We start from the raw sequence: 22,267 nt of genomic DNA on the forward strand, positions 1-22,267 counted from the left end.
AAAGTCTTCCTTTTGAGTCAATTTGAGAACGCTAAGTTTACTGAGTTTGATGATGCAAATCTTCAACAACACGATCAAACATTGTGATCACCTGAGCACTCATGATGCGATTCATCGCTTTTTCATCTTTTGCTCTGGTACGCCAATCTAAATCCACACTGTATTTACCCGTTTCATCAAAGATAACCTCTTCATAAACAGAAACGGTGTAATCTAGATATCGATAAGGGCCGACACGTTTAGGGTTATGGTGAGCATACAATCCAATAATAGGTGTTTGCATTGCATTGGCCATGTGAGCAGGCCCTGTATCTGGCGCAATCACCATATCGACAATATCGATTAAAGCCAGCATTTGCATGATGCTGCTTTCTCCCACTAAATTAAGGCATGGTTCAGCAAGTAATGTTTGAATATCTTGCGCTAAATCGATTTCTACTTGAGCTGGGCTGCCCGCGAGAATAACGTTCCAGCCGAGTTGGCGAGCATGCTGAATTACTTCTACATAACCTTGAGCGTTCCAGTTTTTGTAAGCTTTACTTGCTCCGGGCACAACCAATAGATTCTGTTTTTTAAGGTTAATATTTTGCTCTGCCCACTGTTTATCAGTTCTAGCGTAGCTTAGTGACCAATCAGGTTCATTTAGCTCTACACCAATTTGTGTCGCGAAGGCCATTAAGCCATCGACAACATGTAAGGATGATGGAGAGGTCACTTTGCAGTTGGTAAACAACGTTTGAAAGTCTTGGCTACGCTGTTTATCAAAACCGAGCTTATATTTGGCCTTAATACCAAGGGTAGCGATGCTGGCACGAATCGCATATTGCATGTGCAATAAGGCGTCGAACTCTCGGCCTTTCAGTTGTTGCCACAATTCTTTGTAGCCTTGCCAGCCGGCCTTTTTATCAAACACAATGATTTCAATGTTTGCTACTGCTGCCAGCAATTGCGCCTCAAGCTTGCCAGTGATCCAAGTTATTTGCGTGTTTGGCCATTGCTTTTGAATGGCTTGCACTGTCGCGATGGTATTACACACATCACCGATAGCAGAGAGGCGAAGTATGCATAGAGATTTAGGTGGAGCAGCGAACATATTAAATGCCTGAAGAGTAAAGATACCGACTCGCTAGATTATGCAGATACCTAAGATAAATGTAAAATATCCAGCGTTGAGGGCTGAGGTACCATAAAGCCTTATCATAGATAACTTGAGTGAGACGATAGAATGACAGGCAAGCCGGGCAACACGGGAATAAAACGCATTTTCAAAGCAACAGAATACTCGATACAAGGATTAAAAGCGGCTTTTAAGTATGAAGCGGCGATACGTCAAGAGTTGGCGTTGTTATTGGTAGCATCGATTTTAGTGTGCGTTTTTGACGTTAGTGTTGTTGAACGTATTCTTATGCTTGGCGTTGTCTGTTTAGTTCTGATTGTTGAACTACTAAATTCAGCTATAGAGGCCGTCGTTGACCGAATTGGTATTGAGCATCACGAGCTGAGTGGACGAGCAAAAGATATCGGTTCATCCGCAGTGTTAGTGGCTTTGATTTTTGCCGCGTTTACTTGGGGCTATATCCTTTTAAGCCATTATGTATTTTAACTCGCTACGTATTTTAAGCTATTGCCGGAGTGCACGATGATTGAGACGATTAAAACAGAAAAGCAGTGCATTTGGTTCGATAGCGATATTATTGATGCTAGTGACGCTGCTATTTTTGACGCTAACTATTGGCAGGCAAATAACAAAGTGGTTGGTAGTGCAAAAGGACGAGGGACGACTTGGTTTGTCCAACTCGACTCTATTCAAGGTGCACTGCGTCATTACCGACGCGGTGGCTTATTCGGCAAACTGGTTGAAGATAATTACTGGTTTTCTGGCTGGGATAAAACACGCAGCGCAGCAGAATTTTCGTTGTTACTTAGCCTGAGAGAAGCGGGTGTCAATGTACCTAAGCCTATTGCCGCTCGAGCGGTAAAGTCAGGGCTCACCTATCAAGCAGATCTCTTGAGTGAACGTATTCCTCAAGCAAGAGATCTGGTCAGTATTTTGCAGGAAAAACCTTTACCAGCAGAAATCTACCAACGAATCGGCCTAGAAATCCGCAAAATGCATGACGTTGGTGTGAATCATACCGATCTCAATATCCATAATATCTTACTCGATAAGCAAGATAAGGTATGGATTATCGATTTTGATAAGTGCCAGAAGCTAGAGGGTGACACTTGGAAACAAGCTAATTGGGATAGGTTGAAGCGATCTTTTATCAAAGAGAAAGCTAAAGTCGGAATACATTGGGATGAGTCTAACTTTGAGCTTTTAGCAACCAACCGCTAAATTTTATGTCGTTTAGCAGTTGGTAAAATAGATTAAGAATACGCTTTATTTAAGAAGTCAGTGTATTCGTTAGGGACCCCGCAAAAAATTACATCGTCGCGATTGATTAAATGGTAGTGGACTGCCAAGCTATTCTGGATTAAGTGGTTGTATAAAGGCGCGATGTACAACTCACCTTTTTCCCACTCTTCTTTCGGTTTACTTAGGTATGTATTATACGCCTCTAAGTAATCTTGTTTTTTGTTGAAGTGGTACAAGCCAGTACTACAAAGATCGGAGATAGCTCTCTTCTCCGCTGTTTCTATCACCAAACTTGAATTACTTTCCTTAGGTTTAGCAAACGACCAGTTTTCACCTTCGCCTTTAAATACCTCTAAGTAGCCAGCACCAATATTGCTGACTTCCGGAAAAATAAAATTAGGACGAAAGGTATCGATATTAAAGATGGTAATAGAATCTTGGTGATTGATACCTTGTGCTTCAAGTTGTTCTAAGCCTAGAGTGACGGTTTCGGCTTGACCCCTTGTATCCTCTTTTAAAATGACAATATGAGCAGACTTTATGCCCATTCTTTCTGCTTGTTTGGCAACAAATTCAGGAGTGTCAAAAACATCTTTGACGATAAATAGAAAATCGTGGCTAGCGAAATACTGTTTGAAACTTTCAACTGAATGCTCGAACAAAGTCTTCCCATGCGCTTCGAGCATGTATTTTGGTTGTGAATAGCCCGCTTTAAAAAATCGGGAGCTCATACCTGCCATTGGAATTATGATCATTACTGAGTGAGCCTTACTAGTATTTGATGGAGTCTAAATGCATTAGCAAACAAAGCCTTTTGACGTGTTGGATCGTCAGCATGTAGCGGTAGCATTGAAAGAAATAATTGTATCTGCATTGCATATAGATGCTGAGCGGTTAAACCAAACTGTTCTTCAATGAGTTGGATGAACGCTTGTTGAGTTTCTTTATGGACGCCTTCTTCAGCAATGGTTAGCTGAATGTGGTTATCTTGGATCGCCACACTATAGTAACCCGCGATAATCCAATCATATAAACCTAAGATAGAATGGCTAAGCTTAGCAAAATCATAGTTAATATCGCCATACAAGGTAAGAGAGCCATCAGGAGTCATGCCTCTAGGATCGATAGTTTTTATCTTTCCCGCTCGAAAATCATAGAGGATATTACTAAAGCAGAAATCACCGTGAAGAATGGTATTTAGCGCTGAGCTAGGTGGTAAGTTAGCTTCACTATTTTGCAAAATTGTCTTTAAACTAACCGTTTTTTCCTGATTAAATACCCACTCGTCCTCGAGTGAAATATGTTGTTGTTTGCAGTACTCATCCAGTCTTTCATTGGTTTTCTCTCGAAATAGTAAATCTAGAGAATTGGTATTCTCTTCGTCTAGTTGTGGATGCTGTTTGCATGCTGATAAAAATTCAAGGCAGTTTGATAGAATCTGCACCCAGATATTGCTTGGCAATTTGGAAAATACAAACAGTTCATTTAATGCGGTTAAATGAAGGAATTCAAGACGGTAAGACACTTTGCCACCTTGTTCGCTGGCACCCATGAATTGCGGTGTATAGCCACGCAAAGCAAAAGGTAAGTTAGCAAACCAGTTTGCTTCGGCGGCGATTTTGGTGTTTTTTGAGCTCGATTTTTCAATCCATTCAGAATTAATGGTTAGCTCATTGAATGCACGTTGAGTGGTGAAGCGAGCTTTAGAACGGTAGTAAGTGTTAACGTGACCAAAATCTAACCATTGTTTTGATTCGACAGCGATAAGGCCAACAGAGTGATGATACCTATTTAGACCATCAATAAAGTTCCACTCGCTCTGAGTGATCGCTTTTAATAGTTCTCTTGGTTCGCTAAATTTAAAGTAACCATCAATCACGCGGTGATTTTCACAGTTATGCTGATTATTATCACTTTTGAGCCAATTTGCTTTGTCGTCGGTTAAAACTGCCCAGTTATAGCTATCCTTTGCGATTGAAACACTTGCGATGTCATCACCAACGGGTAATTCTTCAAAGAGAGTATCGCCATAAAGAATGTGTAAAGGTTTGTCGAGAGAGTGGCCGCTAATATTGACGGCTGCGACGAGTGAAGCCCCCAGAGTCAAGTTATCTGGTGTTTTGAGTATAGAAACATTGTTTTTCTCTAACCAAGCGCGATCATTTTCTAGCACGGTAAATGATTCAGGAAGCGATAGAAATAAGTTAGCTCCCTTAGGTGCGAGTGCGACTTGGTGTTGGAAAAGTCGTCTATTACCAAGCGGTAAAAAACTGGGTGGGATTTTACCAAATTCAGAAGCAAGCTCTTGGTCAACATACGCACCGGACATAATCAAGAACATGACTTTTCCTTATTGAGCATTTCAGTGATTTTCTCAAAACTTAAGTTGGCAAATTCAGAAGGGCGAACGGCTCTATCATCAATGTAGAAGCCATCATGGCCACACCAAGGTTTACCCACTAAGATTTCATCGTAAGGTACGTTATGTTTATCTAACCATTCAGTAATGGTTGGTAGTGTATGAATATTGATTTTTCCTACGTTACCTTCATAGGTTCTCATATTGCGAGCGGTTGATATGACGATCTCGAAACCATTGTCTTTATACTGTTGGAGCTGCGCTATTACTTCTAGCCTTGGTAATACATTTTTATAATCAGAAGTGTTTGCTTGGGTGAGGGTGCCATCGAGATCTACAATCAACTTTTTCATTCAGTTTTACCTATTCACAGCTTGGCGTAATTTAACGTGCAAAACGAATATGATTCGTTACGTTTATGATACTTTGATTGTAAACTTTTTAGCGTTCTCTTCAAAGAATCTATAGCGACATCCTTGCGAAGGATGATAGTGCTAATCACGAACGTGATCGTGGTATGCTTATTGAGTTCGGTCAACTTCAGTTTCTCACCACCACGGTAAACCATCCTGGTGGTGGGAAAAGAATACAGAATGGGGTGGGCGTGGTTATTTGAACTTTTTCTTGGTTATTTTATTCAGTTTGTAATTTAGGTAATCGAGCGAATCTTCGATCCAATTGGCTTTTGGTAGAGGGTACTGATGATACTTTTTATAAATTGATTGCCATTTTGGATAGGTCAGGCGCTTGCGGGTCGAAATCAAAGGTAAATAGTATTTTAAAGACTCAACACCTAATTGCTTAGCGCCTAAGACAATTAAGTTATTCACCAGTAACTCTTCATACATCGAAATCGCATCGGGGTTATTGTCAAAACTGTTCTCAAACGGAATGTTACGACCTAAAGACAAATAACGATAGGTTATATAGCTTTCTGGTGTATAGCGAAAACAATCATTTTGCTTCAGCATATAAGCAGGTTTTGGGTGATTTAAGTAATACTCAAATAGTTCTTTTGGGTATAAATCGACAGCAAAAATTTTGAGTATGTCTTCACGGTGCCCAGCATAGATGAAATCACAAACCCAGAATGGCACTTTCCACTCAGCGAGATGTGTCCTGGTCGAAAAGTCAGCCACGCAAACATGTCCTTTACCGACAGAGTAGGCCGGTGTTCTATCCAGATTCAATGCCATAAATTCAAGTAGTGAACTCGAGGTAAAGCGGAGATCGGTTCTTGTTTTAATAACAAAAGGACGTGTCGCTACTTCTAATCCTCTTTTCGTGCTGACCAATTGGCGGTTGATGTTGATTGGTGTCGAACCAACTGTCATATCGCCAGGATCATCTGTTAATACGATATGGTCACATAGAGCATTTAGTTCTTCGCCAATATCCGCGTTGATCCAAGTAGAAAGTATCACTTCAGCATCAGGGTAGAATTGTCTAATCGATCTAATAACGTCTAATGTCGAGGACTCTTCGGCTTTGAACAATTGCCCTTGTACGACCACAGAGATGTCAGAGCTATTAATTTTAATGGTCACAATGCCTCTTTGGTAATTCCGGTTAAGATGTAAAACAAGTCAATCAATACAATACATTATAGGCTTTTCTCCGATGAATTATGTTGCCTGCTTTCATTCAATCGAATTAATGTGCAATAACGTTTTAGCTAACGCGCCTTTATGCTTGTCCATAAATGCATTTGTCAGAGTAGACATGTCTTTTCTATCATTCGAAAAGACATTGTGAAGTTGTGCCACTAGCTCATCTGAATCTAAGATTATGGTCGTAATCCCCTCACTAACCAGCAACTCAGTAATATCTTTAAAATTAAAGTAACTAGGCCCAGTGATGGATGGAAGGCCAATAGCAGTAGGTTCTAATAGGTTGTGCCCGCCAACTTTATCCCCGATCAAACTCCCTCCCATAAAACACACATCTGCAGCTTTAAGCATGGTGAACATGTCTCCCATTGTATCACCAACATAAACTTGCACATCAGCGGTGATAGGAGCTTGAGAACTGCGTGAAATCGTATTGAAATTTAGCTCGCGACTCAGTTTGCCAACTGCTTGGAATCGTTCTGGATGACGAGGGACGATAATGAGCAATGCATCAGGATAATCGCACAACACTTTTTGATGGCTATCAAATATCTGCTTATCTTCACCGTCATGAGTGCTGGCGGCGATCCAAACGGGTCGGTTGCCAATCGCCTTCCTCAGTTTCAACCCCTCTTCTATTGATGCTTCAGATATTTGAATGTCAAATTTTAAAGAACCAGTCACATGAAGCTTATGTCTAGAAACGCCTAGTTGCTCAAAGTGTTGAGCATCAGCAAGAGTTTGACATAGTATTTGCTCTACGCTGTTCGAGATAACACGAAAGAGAGATGTTACTTTACGATAATTATTCATCGATTTTGCAGACAGGCGAGCATTGACAATAGATATTGGGATGCCTGAACGATGGACCGCATTTAGAGTGTTAGGCCATAACTCTGTTTCGATGATGAGCATCTGGCGTGGATTGATCACTTTAATAAAGCGTTTAACAGCAAACGAAAAATCCACCGGCATGAATCGATGTTCAACTATGCTGCCTAATTTCTCTATTTGCTCTGCCCCTGTGCTAGTCGTTGTGGTTACTAGCAATGGTATATCGGGATGCTGGCTTGAAAGCATCTTTATTAAAGGGATAGCCGCAATGCATTCTCCAACAGAAACGGCGTGAATCCATATTGGCTGTGCTTCACTACGTAATTTTGGTGTAATACCAAGCAGTTCTTTCCAACGATTTTGAAAAATGCTTCTTTTCCGGTTTTTAAATATTAACGGCAGTAATAGCAGTGGGCTAACCAATACTAGGACTAGCGAATATATAAACCTAGCGATCACTGCTTTCACCGTTGTTGTGTATCATGAATGTGAAAAATGAGCCTAACATAATGTTATGAACTAATAATCCTGAAGTACTAAATAAGTATGATTCAAACATGTTAACGGTAACCCAGTAGACAAAAAACAGGCAGCAAGCGTATTGGATTTGATTGAATTGCTGACCTTTATCTGATGCCATACAGCGACGGAAGACTAGAATCAACGTTAGGCTGATGATGGTTACCCCAAGTAATCCATAAAATACGGTTAAATCGATGAATGAGTTATGTAAATGATGTATGTGTTCTTTAATAAAAGGAGATGTTTTATCTGAAGTTAAAATTAACTCTTTATTTACACCGTGGTCACTACCTAAAATTGGTCTTTCTTGAATCCAGTCTAAGGCCGCATTCCACAGTGACACTCTTACTCCAGTGCTATCATTTGGAAGACGATCGAATTGACCTGAAAGCACGAGTGACAAAGTGTTTTGTTCGCTTTCTATTCTTTTTTCTACACTCGTGAAATGCCCAATTGAGAAGAGCACTATAAGCAATAGTAAGATGGAAAAGACAACTCGTTTTTTTGAGGCTTTAATTCTTTTTATATATACATACCAAAGGCTACCTAAACTTATAGATAGCGTAAGTCCTAGTAGGACTTGTCTGGTTTGTGTCGCGATTAAGACAAAGGTAAAAAAAAGCAAAAGACCTATATAAGCAATCCAATAAAGAGGGCGTTGTAGTGATTTTGTCGTGAATTCTTTAATTATCATAGCTATGAGCACGATGATAGCAACGCCAGACCATATCGCTGGATGTTGAGCGTTGTTCACGCCAAAAGAAATTCGAACGCCATTAGCTCCACGTAATAACTCACCAATAAAATCTGGGCTATGTGAGATAAAGCTAACAATAAACCCAGTGAGCATCGCAAACCACAATAACGTTACTCTCTCACTTTTACCTTGTAGGAAAAAAGCGATAGGTAAGAAGTAAAAAAGGTTAAACATCGGCCCTATATCTGGGAGTTCTCTTGCTAAGTGAGGAAGCTGAATTTTCGCATTGATCCAACTTAAAACAGAAGCGCCTAATGCGGCGATGAACAATTTAAATACATTATCACTAATCAATGGTTTTGGTGATGTGATACATAAAAAAATAAAACTAATGACAAAGATAGTTTGAAAAATATCGCCATAAAGACGAAATGAATATTTAAGTATGGCATATACCATAATGCAAAGTAGCATTAAGGTATTGAATGCAGTCTGTCTTTCGATATTGTTGAATGGATGCATTTTTATTGTAATAAATTGATGATTGAGTCGGAATGTAAGTTCTTTAAACAATTCATATGGCCCAGAGGGCATTTTCGTTTAAAGCAAGGGCGGCATTCTAATTCAATCGAGACAATATCAACAGAGTTAGCGAGTGGTGGCGTGTATTTAGGTGATGTTGAACCATAAACACCAATAACATGGCAACCAACTGCCGCAGCGACGTGCATTAAGCCGGAATCATTACTAACAACGGTGTGACACGCTGCCAGTAAGTCGACAGCTTCTATCAATGATGTTTTACCGGCTAAAACATGGATATTGGCTTGATTTTCCTCACCTACAAGGCTCCTGATTTTCTCACAGGTATCGATATCTTTCTGTGAGCCAAATAACCACACCTGCTTTCCTTGATTGGTCACATAGTTGGCAACCTCAGCATACTTTTCTTCAGGCCATTTTTTGGCTGGGCCAAATTCAGCGCCTGGGCAAAGGCCAATGCTTTCCTGATCCATACTCAATCCAAACTTGGTAATGGCTTGTTGTTGGCTTTTTTTATCAATCGCTAGTTTTGGGCGAGGTAAGCTTTCGAGTCCACCAAGTGAGCCAGAACCAAGCATGGTATCCTTTGAATAAGCCAAAGCAACATAACGCTCAACCATGAATTGGAAAGCCTTCATATTGCAACGAATGTCGTTGAGCAAACCAAAACGTATTTCTCCTTTCCAGCCGGTACGAACTGGGATTTTAGCAAACCAAGGGATCAAGGCGGATTTAGCTGATTTTGGTAGTATAAATGCGTGGTCGTAATTTTCGCGACGGAGGTTTTTACCCAGATCGAAACGAGCACGTAAATTTAAATCACCATGGCCGAGAGGTATTTCAATTGCTCGGTTTACCTCAGGCATACGCTCCAAGATAGGCTTGCACCAAGCGGGCGCTAACACATCAATAATGGCGTTAGGGTGTTGTTCCCTTAAGGTGATATAGAGTGACTGAGACATCACCATATCGCCAACCCAAGAGGGGCCGATCACTAAAATTTTATTCATGATTTGTGATTCCAAAACAGCTTTTTCATGATGGATTCGTAGCTTCGATAGCTCTCAATGTAGACCTTTTGCAGTACACCTAATTTTTGTTTTTCTTTGCGTTTCGTGTTTTGACTACTGATGGTTGAAATGATTTCAGCGCGTTCAAATAGAGAAGGCTTCACGCTATAGGCTTTTACCTGATGGCGCCATGGCTTTTCCATGTAGTCGTCTACAGGCTCAATGAAGTACTCAGCATTGGCAATAAATGCCTGTGCAGCTTGAGGCGAAAGTGCATAAGCGGTGGTCCCACAGCTTTTCTTTGCATATTGCCCGAGCTGTGTTTGAGTTGTTATCTCTTCAATCGGAGTAAATTTACTAGGTTGTGTTGCCGCGAGTTTTACGTAACCATATTTATTAATATAGGGTTCAAGGATTTCAAGGACGTCACCTGCGAGAGGTTGGATATCAACATTATCTTCAAGTATGACAACTGGCGCTTGTAGTTCTACACATTTTTGCCACAAGCTGTAATGGCTAGCAAAACATCCAATCTCACCAGGTTTGAGTTCATAGCCTTTGCGTTGAAAAGTTTGTTTTTGTGATGCTTTATTTGAGTATAAAAAATGCTCTTGAGAAGCATCAACGGCATCAAAAAATTCAAATTCAATACCGACATTGAGCAATTGCTGTGACATTCGCTGTCTGCGCTCTTGGGAGCGAGCAAGACTAACCACAAAAATTTTCATTAGCGAACCTTCCAATCACTGTTATATCGAGACTTAAAAAGATTGTAGTAATTACTGTCGTCTTGTTGAGTCAGCAAAAGTTGCAAAATCCACATATATTGCTCAGGTTTTGGTTCAACAAAATGCTCAATAGCGTTATTCATGGCGCGCGCATCGGCTTGTTCGGAAGCTTGAAGGTCTAAAGCGGGCAGCACTTCAATCGAGAATTTTCCTGTTTTTGGGTCGATAGACGCAAACAGAGGAACAATGTGAGCCTTAGATAGCTTTGCTAACTTGCTTAAGCCTGGCAGTGTTGCTTTAGTTGTGGCAAAAAAATCAACAAATTCACTCAGTTCAGCGCCATGATCCTGATCTGGCAAGTAATAGCCTAAGTAACCAGATTTTATTGACTTAATAAATGGCTTTATACCGCCTGAACGCTCATAAACTCGACCGCCATATTGAACTCGCTGTCGATGCATTAGCCAGTCTGCTACAGGGTTCTTCTGTTTTTTTGCCATCGCAGAGACAGGTAAATTTAAAGAAGCTAATAGAATGGCAGGGATGTCGATTGCCCAGGAGTGAGGAACAAGCAAGATAACATTCTCACCGGCATCCGTTAGCTGAGTTAGGTTATGTTTATTTACAAATTCACACTGCTGTTGTAGCCATGTCTTTGAACGTAAGGAGAGTAATACGAAACGAAGTATAAACACACCTGCGGTGTAGAGCGTTTTATAGACTAACGCTTCACGCTGCTCAAAACTCATTTCAGGAAAACAGAGCTGCAGGTTGACTCGCGTACGATGTGCAGGCCCCTTGTTTGATTTTGATAGTTTACTCGCTATCTTTTTCGCCAGCCATTGATGAAAAGACAATGGAAGCAGTGCTATTGGCACCGAGAGAATGACACCTAGCCAAGTGGGCCAGTTCTTAGGTGCTAAGAAGTGCCACTCAAAAGTAGGGTTATAGGCTTTTTCATCAAAATCGTTGCGAGGAGCTGCTGACATAGATTGCTCAATAGGCGCTTAGCGCAATAGTTAGTCGAATGTGTTTTAGTCAAGTGTACCACGCAACAAAAGGCGCTTCCTAGAGTGCAGATAGAGAAGGTGAGTAATTTGAAGGTTTACTCACCAGTTTGGAGTTCAACTCGGTTTAATCGTTACCAAATAAATCACGAGTGTATACTTTATCAGCAAATGGTAATAGCTCATCATTCATGCGATTAGATACGATGGTATCAGAGAGCTTAATGAATTCAGCAAAGTCGGTGACCACTCGTGAGTTAAAGAAGAGCGTTTCTTGTAGTGCAGGTTCGTAGACAACTACTTCAACGCCTTTCGCTTTCAGGCGCTTCATTATGCCTTGAATCGACGATGCTCTGAAATTATCAGAACCTGATTTCATTACTAAGCGATAAATTCCCACTGTCTTCAGGTTACGTTTGAGGATACTTTCCGCGACAAAATCTTTACGAGTTCTATTCGCGTCAACGATCGCCCCAATGATGTTGTTCGGCACTTCTTGGTAGTTGGCTAACAGCTGTTTGGTATCTTTGGGTAAGCAGTAACCACCGTAACCAAATGATGGGTTGTTATAGTGATTGCCAATTCGAGGATCTAATCCTACACCTTCAATGATTTGTCGTGAGTCTAAGCCGTGCGCTTCCGCGTAGGAATCTAGTTCGTTGAAGTAGGCCACTCGCATAGCTAGGTAGGTGTTAGAAAATAGCTTGACGGCTTCCGCTTCTGTTGAATTGGTAAACAGCACTGCAATATCCGTTTTTTCCGCACCTTCAAGAAGCAAGCCGGCAAAAATTTGCGCTCGCTCACTTTGTTCACCAACGATAATGCGTGATGGGTAAAGATTGTCATATAGCGCCTTGCCTTCACGAAGAAACTCTGGAGAGAAGATGATGTTCTCACAGTTCAATTCTTGTTTGATGCGCTCTGTGTAACCGACCGGTACGGTTGACTTGATCACCATCACCGCTGATGGTGCGATGGCTATGACATCACGAATAACGGCTTCAACCGATGATGTGTTGAAGTTATTCGTTTGAGGATCGTAATCAGTGGGGGTGGCAATAACAACAAAATCAGCGTTGCTATAAGCATCTTTTTTGTTGGTTGTGGCCTTGAAATTAAGTCCCTTGGTTGACAAAAAACGCTCAATATCACTATCAGCAATTGGAGATTGTTTTTTGTTTAGCAAGGCAACTTTTTTTTCAATGATATCTAAGGCTACAACTTCATTGTTTTGCGCCAATAACATTGCATTTGATAGGCCGACATAGCCTGTACCTGCGATAGCAACTTTCACTGTTCGATCCTCTACGGTTAGTCTTGGTTTCTGTACTATCGGAATTAGCGATTAATCAACGCCATGTATTCTGCGACGCCTTCCGCAACCGTTTTAAATTCATGATCACAACCAGCTGTGCGAAGTTTGGTTAAATCAGCTTGAGTAAACTCTTGGTACGCACCTTTTAGATGATCAGGAAATGGAATGTTTTCAACTTCACCTTTACCGTGGTGCTTGATAACAGCTCTAGCGACTTCCTCGAAAGATTCCGCATAACCAGTACCTAGGTTAAAGATCCCAGACACGCTATTTTCCATAAACCACAAGTTAACAGCCGCAACATCACCAACATAAATGAAATCTCGCTGGAAGGTTGCGCTACCTGCAAATAGCTTTGGATTTTCGCCAGCATTCATTTGGTTGTTCAAATGAAAAGCAACCGAAGCCATTGAGCCTTTGTGCTGCTCACGAGGACCATAAACGTTGAAGTAACGGAAACCTGTAATTTGAGAAAGTGTTTCACCATGCGCTTCGGCATCTTGCCAGACTCGACGCACGTAATTATCGAACTGCTGTTTTGAGTAGCCGTATACGTTGAGCGCACCTTCGTATTGAGGCTCTTCAATGAATGTATCAGTTTCGCCGTAGGTGGCAGCGGATGAAGCATATAAGAATGGGATATCGCGCTCTAAACAGTAATGGAGTATTTCTTTAGAATACTCATAGTTGTTGAGCATAATGTATTTGCCATCCCACTCAGTCGTCGCAGAACATGCACCCTCGTGAAAAATAGCGTCAATAGGACCAAAATTTTCGCCAGACATGATTTGAACGAGGAAGTCATCGCGATCCATGTAATCTGCAATATCTAAATCAACTAAGTTTTGAAATTTCTTGCCATTTTTAAGGTTATCGACAACCAGAATGTCATTGATGCCTTTGTCGTTTAATGCTTTAACAATATTGCTGCCAATCATGCCAGCACCGCCAGTGACGATAATCATAATTATTCCTATAAGTGTTATTACTTAAGTTTTTTAAAGGATGATTTTATTTGCGAAGACATTTAATATACCAAGGCATTGCTTTTTCAACACCTTGTTGAATATTATATAGAGGTTCATAGCCTAATTTGTTTTTTGCTTTTGTGATATCTGCTTGAGAATGTTTGACATCTCCAGCTCGAAAATCTTGATATATGGGATTGAAAGTATAGTGGATGTCATTTGTTTCAAGCATTGTTTTTAAATAATTAAACAAAGTATTAAGAGTTGTACGATCGCCTACAGCAACATTATATACTTCATTTTTAGCTTCATCAGTAGCGGTAGCGGCAAGGATGTTCATTTGCACTGTATTTTCAATAAAACAGAAATCTCGGCTAGTTTCACCATCGCCATTGATAAAAATCGTCTCATTTTTTATCATAGCAGATGTCCATTTCGGAATAACAGCAGCATAGGCACCTTGTGGGTCTTGGCGTTGACCAAATACATTGAAGTAACGTAGGCCGATACTTTTAAAATCATAGTTACGGCTATAGACGGAAGCATAGATCTCATTTACGTATTTAGTTACGGCGTAAGGAGATAACGGATTGCCAATTTGCTCTTCCACTTTAGGTAAACCAGGATGATCCCCGTAAGTAGAGCTGGAAGCAGCATAAGTGAAACTTTTCACGCCTTCGTTTTTAGCTGTGTCAAGTATATTCAAAAAACCATCTATATTGGTTGAATTTGTAGTGATTGGGTCATTAATAGAGCGAGGTACAGAGCCTAATGCGGCTTGGTGTAGTACATAATCAATGCCCTTCATTGCATTTTGACATGCTCTGTAGTCTCTAATGTCGCCTTCAATAAAGCTAAAGTTTGACCATTGAGACGCTGAAACCAAATCTCGGACTTCATCTAAGTTGAATTGATGTCCAGTTGAAAAATTATCCAGGCCAATAACTCTTTGATTTAATTTTAGTAACTGTTCCAATAGGTTTGAACCAATAAACCCTGCGACCCCGGTAATTAGCCATGTTTTTGGATTGTTAAGAAGCTCTTGTTTGACTTGTTCAAATTTTGACATATTATTCTCCGATAGTTATCTGTTATCTGTTATCTATTCGCAAAAAAGAGAAAAATCGATAGGCTTATATTATCATTGTAGTGGTCAACTATAATTGGCCACGGCTTTAAATTCCCCCAATATAATCGTTCTGATTCATTGGGGGTTAGGCCGCCGTTATATTGATGTGGCCTGAGTTGGCTAATGTAGCGGGTGATATCTTGTTGAGCTTCAGCGAAGCTATGATAACCCACAGTTGGCCCCAATTCCGTCTTCATACTTCTAAAGTATGCGCTCCATCGGCGCATTATCCCAACAGTTTCCTCGGCGAGAATTTGAAAACGCTACAGTAATTGACGGTACCTACGGTTAGTGTAATGACTGCCCTGATCGCTATGGAACATAACACTGTTAGGCTTAGCACGAGACTCATAAGCTATCGAAATAGCTTTGCCTGTAGGTAATAAAGACACTGACCAACCACCTTGATAAGATCCCAGAACTCTATACACTTTCAAGCTTCTGACAATACTGTCTTTCGCATTCATTCGGTGACAGTCCGCCATTAGTATCATGATTCCGGTTTGGATTGAAGAAGCACTCGATATATTCTAATATCTCAGAGCGTGCTTCATCATGGGTTTATAGATCCTGCGCTTTACTCGATCTTCCTTGAGCAGCGAGAAGAAACTCTCGGCAACGGCGTTATCGTGACAGTTTCCCCTTCTACTGATGCTAATTTCCATATTGTGCTTTTTTAGGAAACTGCGCCAGCCGCTAGAAGTATATTGCATACCTTGATCAGAGTGAACTAGAACCTGTTCGTTTGGTCCTCTTCGCCAAATAGCCATCAATGAAAAGATCGGTTTTTGGACTGCTCTTCATCGTCCAGCTAACTACTTTTTTAGAAAACAAATCGATAACGACGGTTAGGTAAAGCCAACCTTCATAAGTGGGAATATAAGTAAAGTCCGTCACCCAGCTTGTATCAGGTTTATCAACGGTAAACGCTCGGTCTAGGGCATTTGGAGCGGTTAAATCGACTTTTCCAGAATGGAAATCTTTGTGTCGCTTATATCCACGCAAAGCCTTAATGTTGGAGGATTTCATTAGTCGGTAAACCCGATTTTTACCACAGGGCGGCTTTGTTTCCTGAATCAGGGAACTAAATCATTAACCTACGATCTGATCGGCTAAGTTCACTCAAATACTTAGACCAATGCCCAAACCTCGCTACAAAACAACCAACTAGAAACTTTATAACCAAGCTTTAATCAATCGCGGCTCACTGACATTTTGGATTGATGAAGAGGCTGTTCAGCAATGGAAGTAAATCAAGCGTAGGAGCCGTGGAAGACCTCGCTTGTTTAGTGGCTTAGCGATCATGACTGCTCTTATGGTTAAGCGTGTATTTGCACTGCCGTTAAGAGTTCTTCGAGGGTTCATTAACTTTATTTTTAAGCTCGCTCAACTACCGTTGTCATGCCCTCGTTATTCATGCATTAGCAAACGAGCTAAAGCGGTCAACGTCGCCTTCAAGATAAAAACTAAAGGTACAATCCAGTATTTAGCTATTAATGCGACAGGGCTAAGGGTCTACGGTGAGGGGCAATGGAAGGTAAAAAAGCATGGCACTGACGGGAAACGCCGTGTCTGGAGAAAGCTACATTTAACGGTCTATGTAGACACGCATGAAATCACTGCCGAAGAGTTAAGTTTATCGAATGTGAGCGACGGTGAAGTGCTCCCCAATTTGCTCAAACAAACTCGCCGAAGAATCATAGAGATATCTGGTGACGGTGCGTATGACACAAGGTTGTGTCATGAAGCTATTCGCATCAAACGAGCCACATCACTCATTCAACCAAGAGAAGGCACAGCCTTCTGAGAACAAGGTCATCCTCGTAACTTAGCAGTCGGTTGCCAGAAGCTATATGGTTCAAATAAGCATTGGAAAAGGGAGTACGGCTACCATAAACGTTCACTCGCGGAGACAGTGATGTTTCGTGTAAAGAAACTTCTCGGTGGGACTCTAAGCTTAAGAAATTACAATGTCCAAGTTCTTACGCCATGATAAAAGCGTTAAACCAGCTCACTGGGCTAGGTATGCCTGAAACAATGATGATCGCCTAACAATTAGTCATGTTAGGCGTGTTTTAAATTGAACTCGAATTAGGAAGCAAAGCCTAACTAAGTGACAAAATGCACTATGCCACAGCTTAAGTAATGGAATGAACTTACCTGAACAAATCGCAGGTTGACGATTTAACTCAGTCGTTTATACCCGTGATCATTGAAGATACTTGATTTTTTAAACGTTCAGGATCATGCTACAGAGCATGAAAATATCTCTAACCGATAATCAGAAAAAGAACTCGAAACCCAACATGATAAAACTCGTGATGGTCGAGTACGTGACCGCATTAAAGCGGTACTTCTTGCATTTGAAGGTTGGAGTGCCGCAATTATGTCACAAGCTCTGCGTATCCATGAAACAACTGTGCATCGCCAACTTGTTGATTACACATTATCGGCAAAACTAACGCCGTTGAATGGCGGTTCATCAGGCTATCTAACGGAGATTCAAACCATGGCGTTGATAGAACACTTGACCGAACATACATACCATAACACACATCAAGCCATTGGCTATGTTATTGAACAGTTTGGTGTTCAATACTCGGTTCCTGGAATGAACAAATGGCTGCATCATAATGGTTTCAGCTACAAGATGTCCAAAGGAGTACCTCATAAGTTTGATGAAGCCAAACAGAAAGCCTTTATTGAGGCTTATGAAGCGCTAAAAGCAAGCTGTAGCAAGCTGTAGCAAGCTGTAGCAAGCTGTAGCAAGCTGTAGCAAGCTGTAGCAAGGATGAGTCGATTCTATTTATCGATACAATTCATCCTACTCAAGTGACCAAAATATCTCATGGTTGGATACGAACAGGGCAAGATAAATCGGTTGAAACAACGGGAAGTCGAAGTCGCCTCAACCTGATTGGCACTTTGAATCTTGCCGATATTGGCGGCACTATCATTAATGATTACGAGACCATAAATAGTGAAAGTATAGTCCGTTTCTTCTGCCAAATCAGAGAGCGTTATCTATTAAGTAACAAGCTCCACATTATCCTAGATGGTGCGGGATATCACCGCAGTGACTTAGTCAAAGATGCGGCGTGTGTCCTTAACGTTGAACTGTATTATCTTCCACCTTATAGCCCCAATCTGAATCCAATAGACCGGCTTTGGAAGGTGATGAACGAGTATTCAAGGTTCAAAAATAAACGGGCACTCAGAGATGCAATTGAGACATTTTTCACGGTAACTCTTCCTGAGGTCGCTGGATCACTAACGTCTCGAATAAATGATAATTTCTAGACTCTAAAATTGGCACCTTCAAGTTAATTGGGTATAGGTCGATAAAGCATTAGAAAGTAGTAGCACAAGAGTTTTGTTCGATGTATATTAAAAAAATTTTTTAAAATTAGAGATAATGAAATGTTTCAAAGAAATTTAGATTTGAAAATTGCAGTAGTTGGGTTGGGGTATGTGGGACTTCCCTTGGCTGTAGAATTTGGCAAAAAATCTGCGGTTGTTGGTTTTGATATAAACACGACACGAATTCAAGAATTAACATTATTTAATGACTCAACGTTGGAATGTAGTAGAGATGAAATTGAAGATGCGAAATATTTGTCATTTTCCAATAATGTTGATGACATAAAAGCTGCGAATTTTTACATTGTTACAGTGCCAACGCCAATTGATGATAATAAGAGACCTGATTTATCACCATTAATATCGGCATCAAAAATGTTAGGTGGCATAATTAATAATGGTGATATCATAGTTTTTGAATCTACGGTTTATCCAGGTGCAACGGAGGAGGTTTGCGTTCCAATATTAGAGGCAGTGTCAAATCTGAAATTTAACCAAGATTTTTTTGTAGGTTATAGTCCTGAAAGGATAAATCCAGGAGATAAAGATCATCGAGTTGCAAATATAGCTAAGGTTACATCTGGTTCTACTGTTGAAGTTGCCGATTATATTGATGAAGTGTATGCTAATATTATTTTAGCAGGAACATTTAAAGCAAGCTCAATTAAGGTTGCGGAAGCAGCTAAAGTAATAGAAAACACGCAAAGAGATGTCAATATAGCGTTAATTAACGAGCTTGCTCTAATTTTTGATAGGTTGGATATTGACACCTCTGAAGTGTTAGAAGCGGCGGGAACGAAATGGAATTTCCTACCGTTTAGACCTGGTTTAGTCGGTGGTCATTGTATTGGAGTCGATCCTTATTATTTGACTCATAAAGCTCAAGAGGTAGGTTATAACCCTGAAGTTATACTTTCAGGAAGAAGAATTAACGATCAGATGGGATCCTACATTGCTAACAAAGTCATTAAATTAATGATAAAAAACAAAATAGATGTAGCTAACGCTAGGGTTTTAATACTAGGTTTTACTTTTAAAGAAAACTGCCCTGACATAAGAAACACAAAAGTAATTGACATAATTGATGAATTTAATGAGGCGGGAATTGCTCTTGATATATATGATCCATGGGCTGACAAATTAGAAGCTAGTGCTGAATATAATGTTGATATCATGTCAACTCTTCCTACCATAAAATATGATGCTGTTATATGCGCCGTGTCGCACAATGAGTTTTTTGATTTGAAACATACTGAATTGAATGGTTTGTGCAAACAAAACAGTATCATTTATGATGTTAAGGGGATCATATCTAAAAACTTGATTACAAAAAGGTTATAATGAAAGGGCAACAGTAAGCATTAAATGTAACGCTATATGTAACAATAATAGCGTTACTTTCAATTTGCTTCTAAGCAATGGTTGTGATGATTTCTCAAATAATAAAGTTCGCATTGGCTAGAGGAATGCCAGCTGCAATAAATTTCTTTGCAATTGTATATTTTACTCACAAATTAGGTGCTGAAGGTTTTGGAAAATACTCTCTGAGTATGACATATATTGGTCTATCTTCAGTCCCATTATTTATGTGGATAAGGGCTGTTGTCGTGCGTTTTTATGTTAGCTCTGAATGTTCGAGAGGGTATGTTCGTCATGTCGCATGGTTATCATATTTAGCGATATTGACCATAATTTGCATCGCGCTGTTTTTGAGTTATATTTTAGGCATCAGCACTGCTTATATTGGCATTTTGATGATCTGTGTTTGTTCATCTGCATTATTTGAAATTATTGTGGAATTCATAAGATTAGATGAAAAGATAAATATCTATGCTTTAGTGAATATTTTACGTTCTATTTTTTTTATTCTAATTAGTGTTATATTCTTAAACTATGAAAGTATGTATAGTTCAGTGCTTCTTGCTTATGCATTGTCGTATGTTTTTACATCTGTATTAAGTGTGATTTTTAGCAAGCTTTACAAGCATAAATATATAAAAGAAAGTAATAACATTAGTTTTAAATATCTAATTAGCTATGGGTTTCCTGTTGCCGTGGCTTCTTGGTTGTCGATGATTATAATGTCTACAGATAAGATAGTGATTAATTATTTAAATGGTGATGAACTAACAGGAATGTATAGCGCTAGTGCAGATCTGTCAATTCAAGCGATGTCATTTATATTATCATGTTTAGGTTTGGTTTTTTTTCCTATATTATTAAAGAAATTCGAATCAGATAAGAATGTTATAGAGCATTCTGCGTTATACATCTCAGTGATATCATATGGATTAACATCTGTATTATTTTGTTTGGTTTTCTTTAGTCGTGTAATTAGTTATTTAATTTTCCCGAGTGAATACCATGATGTAACCAATAGCATCATGCCATTTATAGCTGTCTCGTCTTTTCTTTTTGGAATTAAATCAAATTATTTTGATTATGCCTTCTTTTTTGCAAAAAAAAGTGCAAATCTATTTTATTTACAACTATTTATGGTTTTGATTAATGTACCTTTGACTTATTTTTTTGTTCGCTATTTTGGCGTTATGGGGGCAGCATACTCGACTGTGATTTTGGCTGTTTTGGGAGTTGCTATTAGTGTGTTTTTTGGAAGGAAATACTGTATATTGACGATATATGACAAAAGGCTGACTAATTGCTTCATGCTAAATGTGATAGTAGCTTATTCAATAAGTGTGATGTGTAATGATATATATGGCATGATGATTTATGTTGGTATATCTATAACGATATCGTTTGTTATGCTAATGTCTGATTATAGATTAAATATTGTAAGGTGATTTAATATGAGTGCAAATCAAGATAAAATTTGGGAATATTTTCAGAATGAAAATAAAGATTCTTTCTTAGAAGCAAAGGGGCGTTATAAGTTTTTAGTTAGTAACTTAAAAGAAAAGTCCAAGGTTCTTAATATTGGCGTGGGTGACGGAGGGTTGGAAAAAATATCGAGTAGTAAGGTGGATATATATGCACTTGACCCTAGTTATACGTCTATAAGTTATTTGAAAAATGAATTCTCAGAGAGGAAGGATAATTTTAAAGTAGGATACTCACAAAGCATACCATTTGAAGATTTTTGTTTCGATTTTGTTGTTATGTCTGAGGTTTTAGAGCACTTGGAAGACGATATACTGCATATGACTTTAGCTGAGGTTGGTCGTGTACTAAAACCAAATGGAAAATTTGTTATAACGGTGCCATTTGAAGAAAAGCTATCTGACAATACAGCTGTTTGTCCTTGTTGCGAACATGTTTTTCATCGTTGGGGGCATGTACACTCTTTTTCCATAGACTCTTTGTCTAAATTAATTGTAGATAACGGATTTGTGATTGATAAGTTGCAAGTAAGAGCTTTTCCAAATTATGAAAGGAAAGGGATTGTTAATTTTATTAAATCCATTTTACGCTTTGTCTTAGGAGGTCTAAGAGTTAAATTAGCACAACCTAATATTTTTATTATTGCACGAAAAAGTGATGCTGTATAAGTAATGAAATAAAATAAAAATGGGATTGCTCGTTGAATCTCAATGTTTAAGTAATTATGATTACAACATAGCGGAAGTTAGTAAGTTAAACTGATTCATATTTACAATCCTATAATAAAGGGGCATCATTATAAATAATTTCTGAGGGTATAGGAATTGTAGGGGCTAAGATAATTCTGTGGATAGTTTATGCTGACTAATGTCTGTACCTCTGGCGTTGGAGAGTGTAGTTCTGAATGATGCATATTTTTATCGGACGATTAGACGCCGAATAAAGCTCCTAATTCTGTCGTTTACGATTAAAGAAAATTTAATCT

18 protein-coding genes and 4 pseudogenes are annotated in these 22,267 nt (G+C 39.5%); 7 read left to right on the top strand and 15 right to left on the bottom strand.

From position 1 onward, the window contains the following. Positions 1-37 precede the first annotated feature (37 nt). Complete coding sequence (locus tag RH85_RS14485; RefSeq protein WP_006713446.1) at positions 38-1,093, bottom strand: glycosyltransferase family 9 protein; 1,056 nt, start codon at positions 1,091-1,093, stop codon at positions 38-40. Positions 1,094-1,225: 132 nt separating this feature from the next. Between RH85_RS14485 and RH85_RS14490 the strand changes: the two genes are divergently transcribed. Both RH85_RS14490 and RH85_RS14495 read left to right on the top strand, forming a co-directional pair. Next, complete coding sequence (locus RH85_RS14490; RefSeq protein ID WP_006713447.1) at positions 1,226-1,603, top strand: diacylglycerol kinase; 378 nt, start codon at positions 1,226-1,228, stop codon at positions 1,601-1,603. A 36-nt stretch (positions 1,604-1,639) separates the two neighbouring features. Beyond that, entirely contained in the window at positions 1,640-2,338 is a 699-nt protein-coding gene (locus RH85_RS14495) for a 3-deoxy-D-manno-octulosonic acid kinase (RefSeq protein WP_006713448.1), read from the top strand. A gap of 32 nt (positions 2,339-2,370) precedes the next feature. Here the strand turns inward: RH85_RS14495 and RH85_RS14500 are convergent, their stop codons facing one another. The 14 genes and pseudogenes from RH85_RS14500 to RH85_RS22400 form a co-directional block, all read right to left on the bottom strand. Further along, positions 2,371-3,114, bottom strand: coding sequence for a glycosyltransferase family 2 protein (locus tag RH85_RS14500; protein ID WP_006713449.1), 744 nt, complete (start codon positions 3,112-3,114; stop codon positions 2,371-2,373). Beyond that, positions 3,114-4,700: a hypothetical protein gene (locus RH85_RS14505; protein ID WP_006713450.1), complete on the bottom strand. Its 1,587-nt coding sequence runs from the start codon at positions 4,698-4,700 to the stop codon at positions 3,114-3,116. The genes RH85_RS14500 and RH85_RS14505 overlap by 1 nt, the downstream gene beginning before the upstream one ends. Next, complete coding sequence (locus RH85_RS14510) at positions 4,691-5,071, bottom strand: HAD-IIIC family phosphatase (protein ID WP_006713451.1); 381 nt, start codon at positions 5,069-5,071, stop codon at positions 4,691-4,693. The genes RH85_RS14505 and RH85_RS14510 overlap by 10 nt, the downstream gene beginning before the upstream one ends. Positions 5,072-5,326: 255 nt before the next feature. Beyond that, on the bottom strand, positions 5,327-6,265 hold the full coding sequence (locus RH85_RS14515; RefSeq protein ID WP_006713453.1) for a WavE lipopolysaccharide synthesis family protein: 939 nt from the start codon (positions 6,263-6,265) through the stop codon (positions 5,327-5,329). A 93-nt stretch (positions 6,266-6,358) separates the two neighbouring features. Then, positions 6,359-7,621, bottom strand: coding sequence for a lipid IV(A) 3-deoxy-D-manno-octulosonic acid transferase (waaA, locus tag RH85_RS14520; RefSeq protein ID WP_039949102.1), 1,263 nt, complete (start codon positions 7,619-7,621; stop codon positions 6,359-6,361). Further along, a complete protein-coding gene (locus RH85_RS14525; RefSeq protein WP_160162463.1) occupies positions 7,611-8,954 on the bottom strand; it encodes an O-antigen ligase family protein in 1,344 nt (447 codons plus the stop codon). Before RH85_RS14525 ends, waaA begins: the two co-directional genes overlap by 11 nt. Beyond that, the gene (gene waaF / locus RH85_RS14530) at positions 8,906-9,934 is read right to left on the bottom strand and encodes a lipopolysaccharide heptosyltransferase II (RefSeq protein WP_006713456.1); all 1,029 of its coding nucleotides are present in this window, start codon (positions 9,932-9,934) and stop codon (positions 8,906-8,908) included. Before waaF ends, RH85_RS14525 begins: the two co-directional genes overlap by 49 nt. Next, positions 9,931-10,662, bottom strand: coding sequence for a glycosyltransferase family 25 protein (locus RH85_RS14535; RefSeq protein ID WP_006713457.1), 732 nt, complete (start codon positions 10,660-10,662; stop codon positions 9,931-9,933). The genes waaF and RH85_RS14535 overlap by 4 nt, the downstream gene beginning before the upstream one ends. Further along, the gene (gene lpxM / locus RH85_RS14540) at positions 10,662-11,651 is read right to left on the bottom strand and encodes a lauroyl-Kdo(2)-lipid IV(A) myristoyltransferase (RefSeq protein ID WP_006713458.1); all 990 of its coding nucleotides are present in this window, start codon (positions 11,649-11,651) and stop codon (positions 10,662-10,664) included. The genes RH85_RS14535 and lpxM overlap by 1 nt, the downstream gene beginning before the upstream one ends. A gap of 145 nt (positions 11,652-11,796) precedes the next feature. Beyond that, the gene (locus tag RH85_RS14545; protein ID WP_006713459.1) at positions 11,797-12,963 is read right to left on the bottom strand and encodes a nucleotide sugar dehydrogenase; all 1,167 of its coding nucleotides are present in this window, start codon (positions 12,961-12,963) and stop codon (positions 11,797-11,799) included. A 44-nt stretch (positions 12,964-13,007) separates the two neighbouring features. Beyond that, positions 13,008-13,949 (bottom strand): ADP-glyceromanno-heptose 6-epimerase, encoded by a 942-nt coding sequence (gene rfaD / locus RH85_RS14550; RefSeq protein WP_006713460.1) that lies wholly within the window; start codon positions 13,947-13,949, stop codon positions 13,008-13,010. Positions 13,950-13,995: 46 nt separating this feature from the next. Next, positions 13,996-15,021: an NAD-dependent epimerase/dehydratase family protein gene (locus tag RH85_RS14555; protein WP_006713461.1), complete on the bottom strand. Its 1,026-nt coding sequence runs from the start codon at positions 15,019-15,021 to the stop codon at positions 13,996-13,998. An 84-nt stretch (positions 15,022-15,105) separates the two neighbouring features. Next, positions 15,106-15,482 (bottom strand): annotated as a pseudogene (locus tag RH85_RS22395) (integrase core domain-containing protein); the annotation flags it as partial. A gap of 22 nt (positions 15,483-15,504) precedes the next feature. Then, positions 15,505-16,134 (bottom strand): annotated as a pseudogene (locus RH85_RS22400) (IS3 family transposase); the annotation flags it as partial. A gap of 139 nt (positions 16,135-16,273) precedes the next feature. Between RH85_RS22400 and RH85_RS14570 the strand changes: the two are divergent. From RH85_RS14570 to RH85_RS22085, 5 genes and pseudogenes are all read left to right on the top strand, one after another. Beyond that, positions 16,274-17,133: pseudogene (locus RH85_RS14570) on the top strand (IS5 family transposase). A gap of 206 nt (positions 17,134-17,339) precedes the next feature. Next, positions 17,340-18,381: pseudogene (locus RH85_RS14575) on the top strand (IS630 family transposase). 120 nt (positions 18,382-18,501) lie between these two features. After that, on the top strand, positions 18,502-19,782 hold the full coding sequence (tviB, locus tag RH85_RS14580) for a Vi polysaccharide biosynthesis UDP-N-acetylglucosamine C-6 dehydrogenase TviB (protein ID WP_006713466.1): 1,281 nt from the start codon (positions 18,502-18,504) through the stop codon (positions 19,780-19,782). Positions 19,783-19,868: 86 nt separating this feature from the next. Continuing rightward, positions 19,869-21,245, top strand: a complete 1,377-nt coding sequence (locus RH85_RS14585) for an oligosaccharide flippase family protein (protein ID WP_006713467.1) — start codon at positions 19,869-19,871, stop codon at positions 21,243-21,245. Between the two features lie 6 nt (positions 21,246-21,251). Then, complete coding sequence (locus RH85_RS22085) at positions 21,252-21,950, top strand: class I SAM-dependent methyltransferase (protein ID WP_006713468.1); 699 nt, start codon at positions 21,252-21,254, stop codon at positions 21,948-21,950. Positions 21,951-22,267: the final 317 nt, after the last annotated feature.

This window comes from Vibrio ichthyoenteri ATCC 700023 (genome assembly GCF_000222605.1).
GTDB classification, from domain to species: Bacteria; Pseudomonadota; Gammaproteobacteria; order Enterobacterales; family Vibrionaceae; genus Vibrio; species Vibrio ichthyoenteri.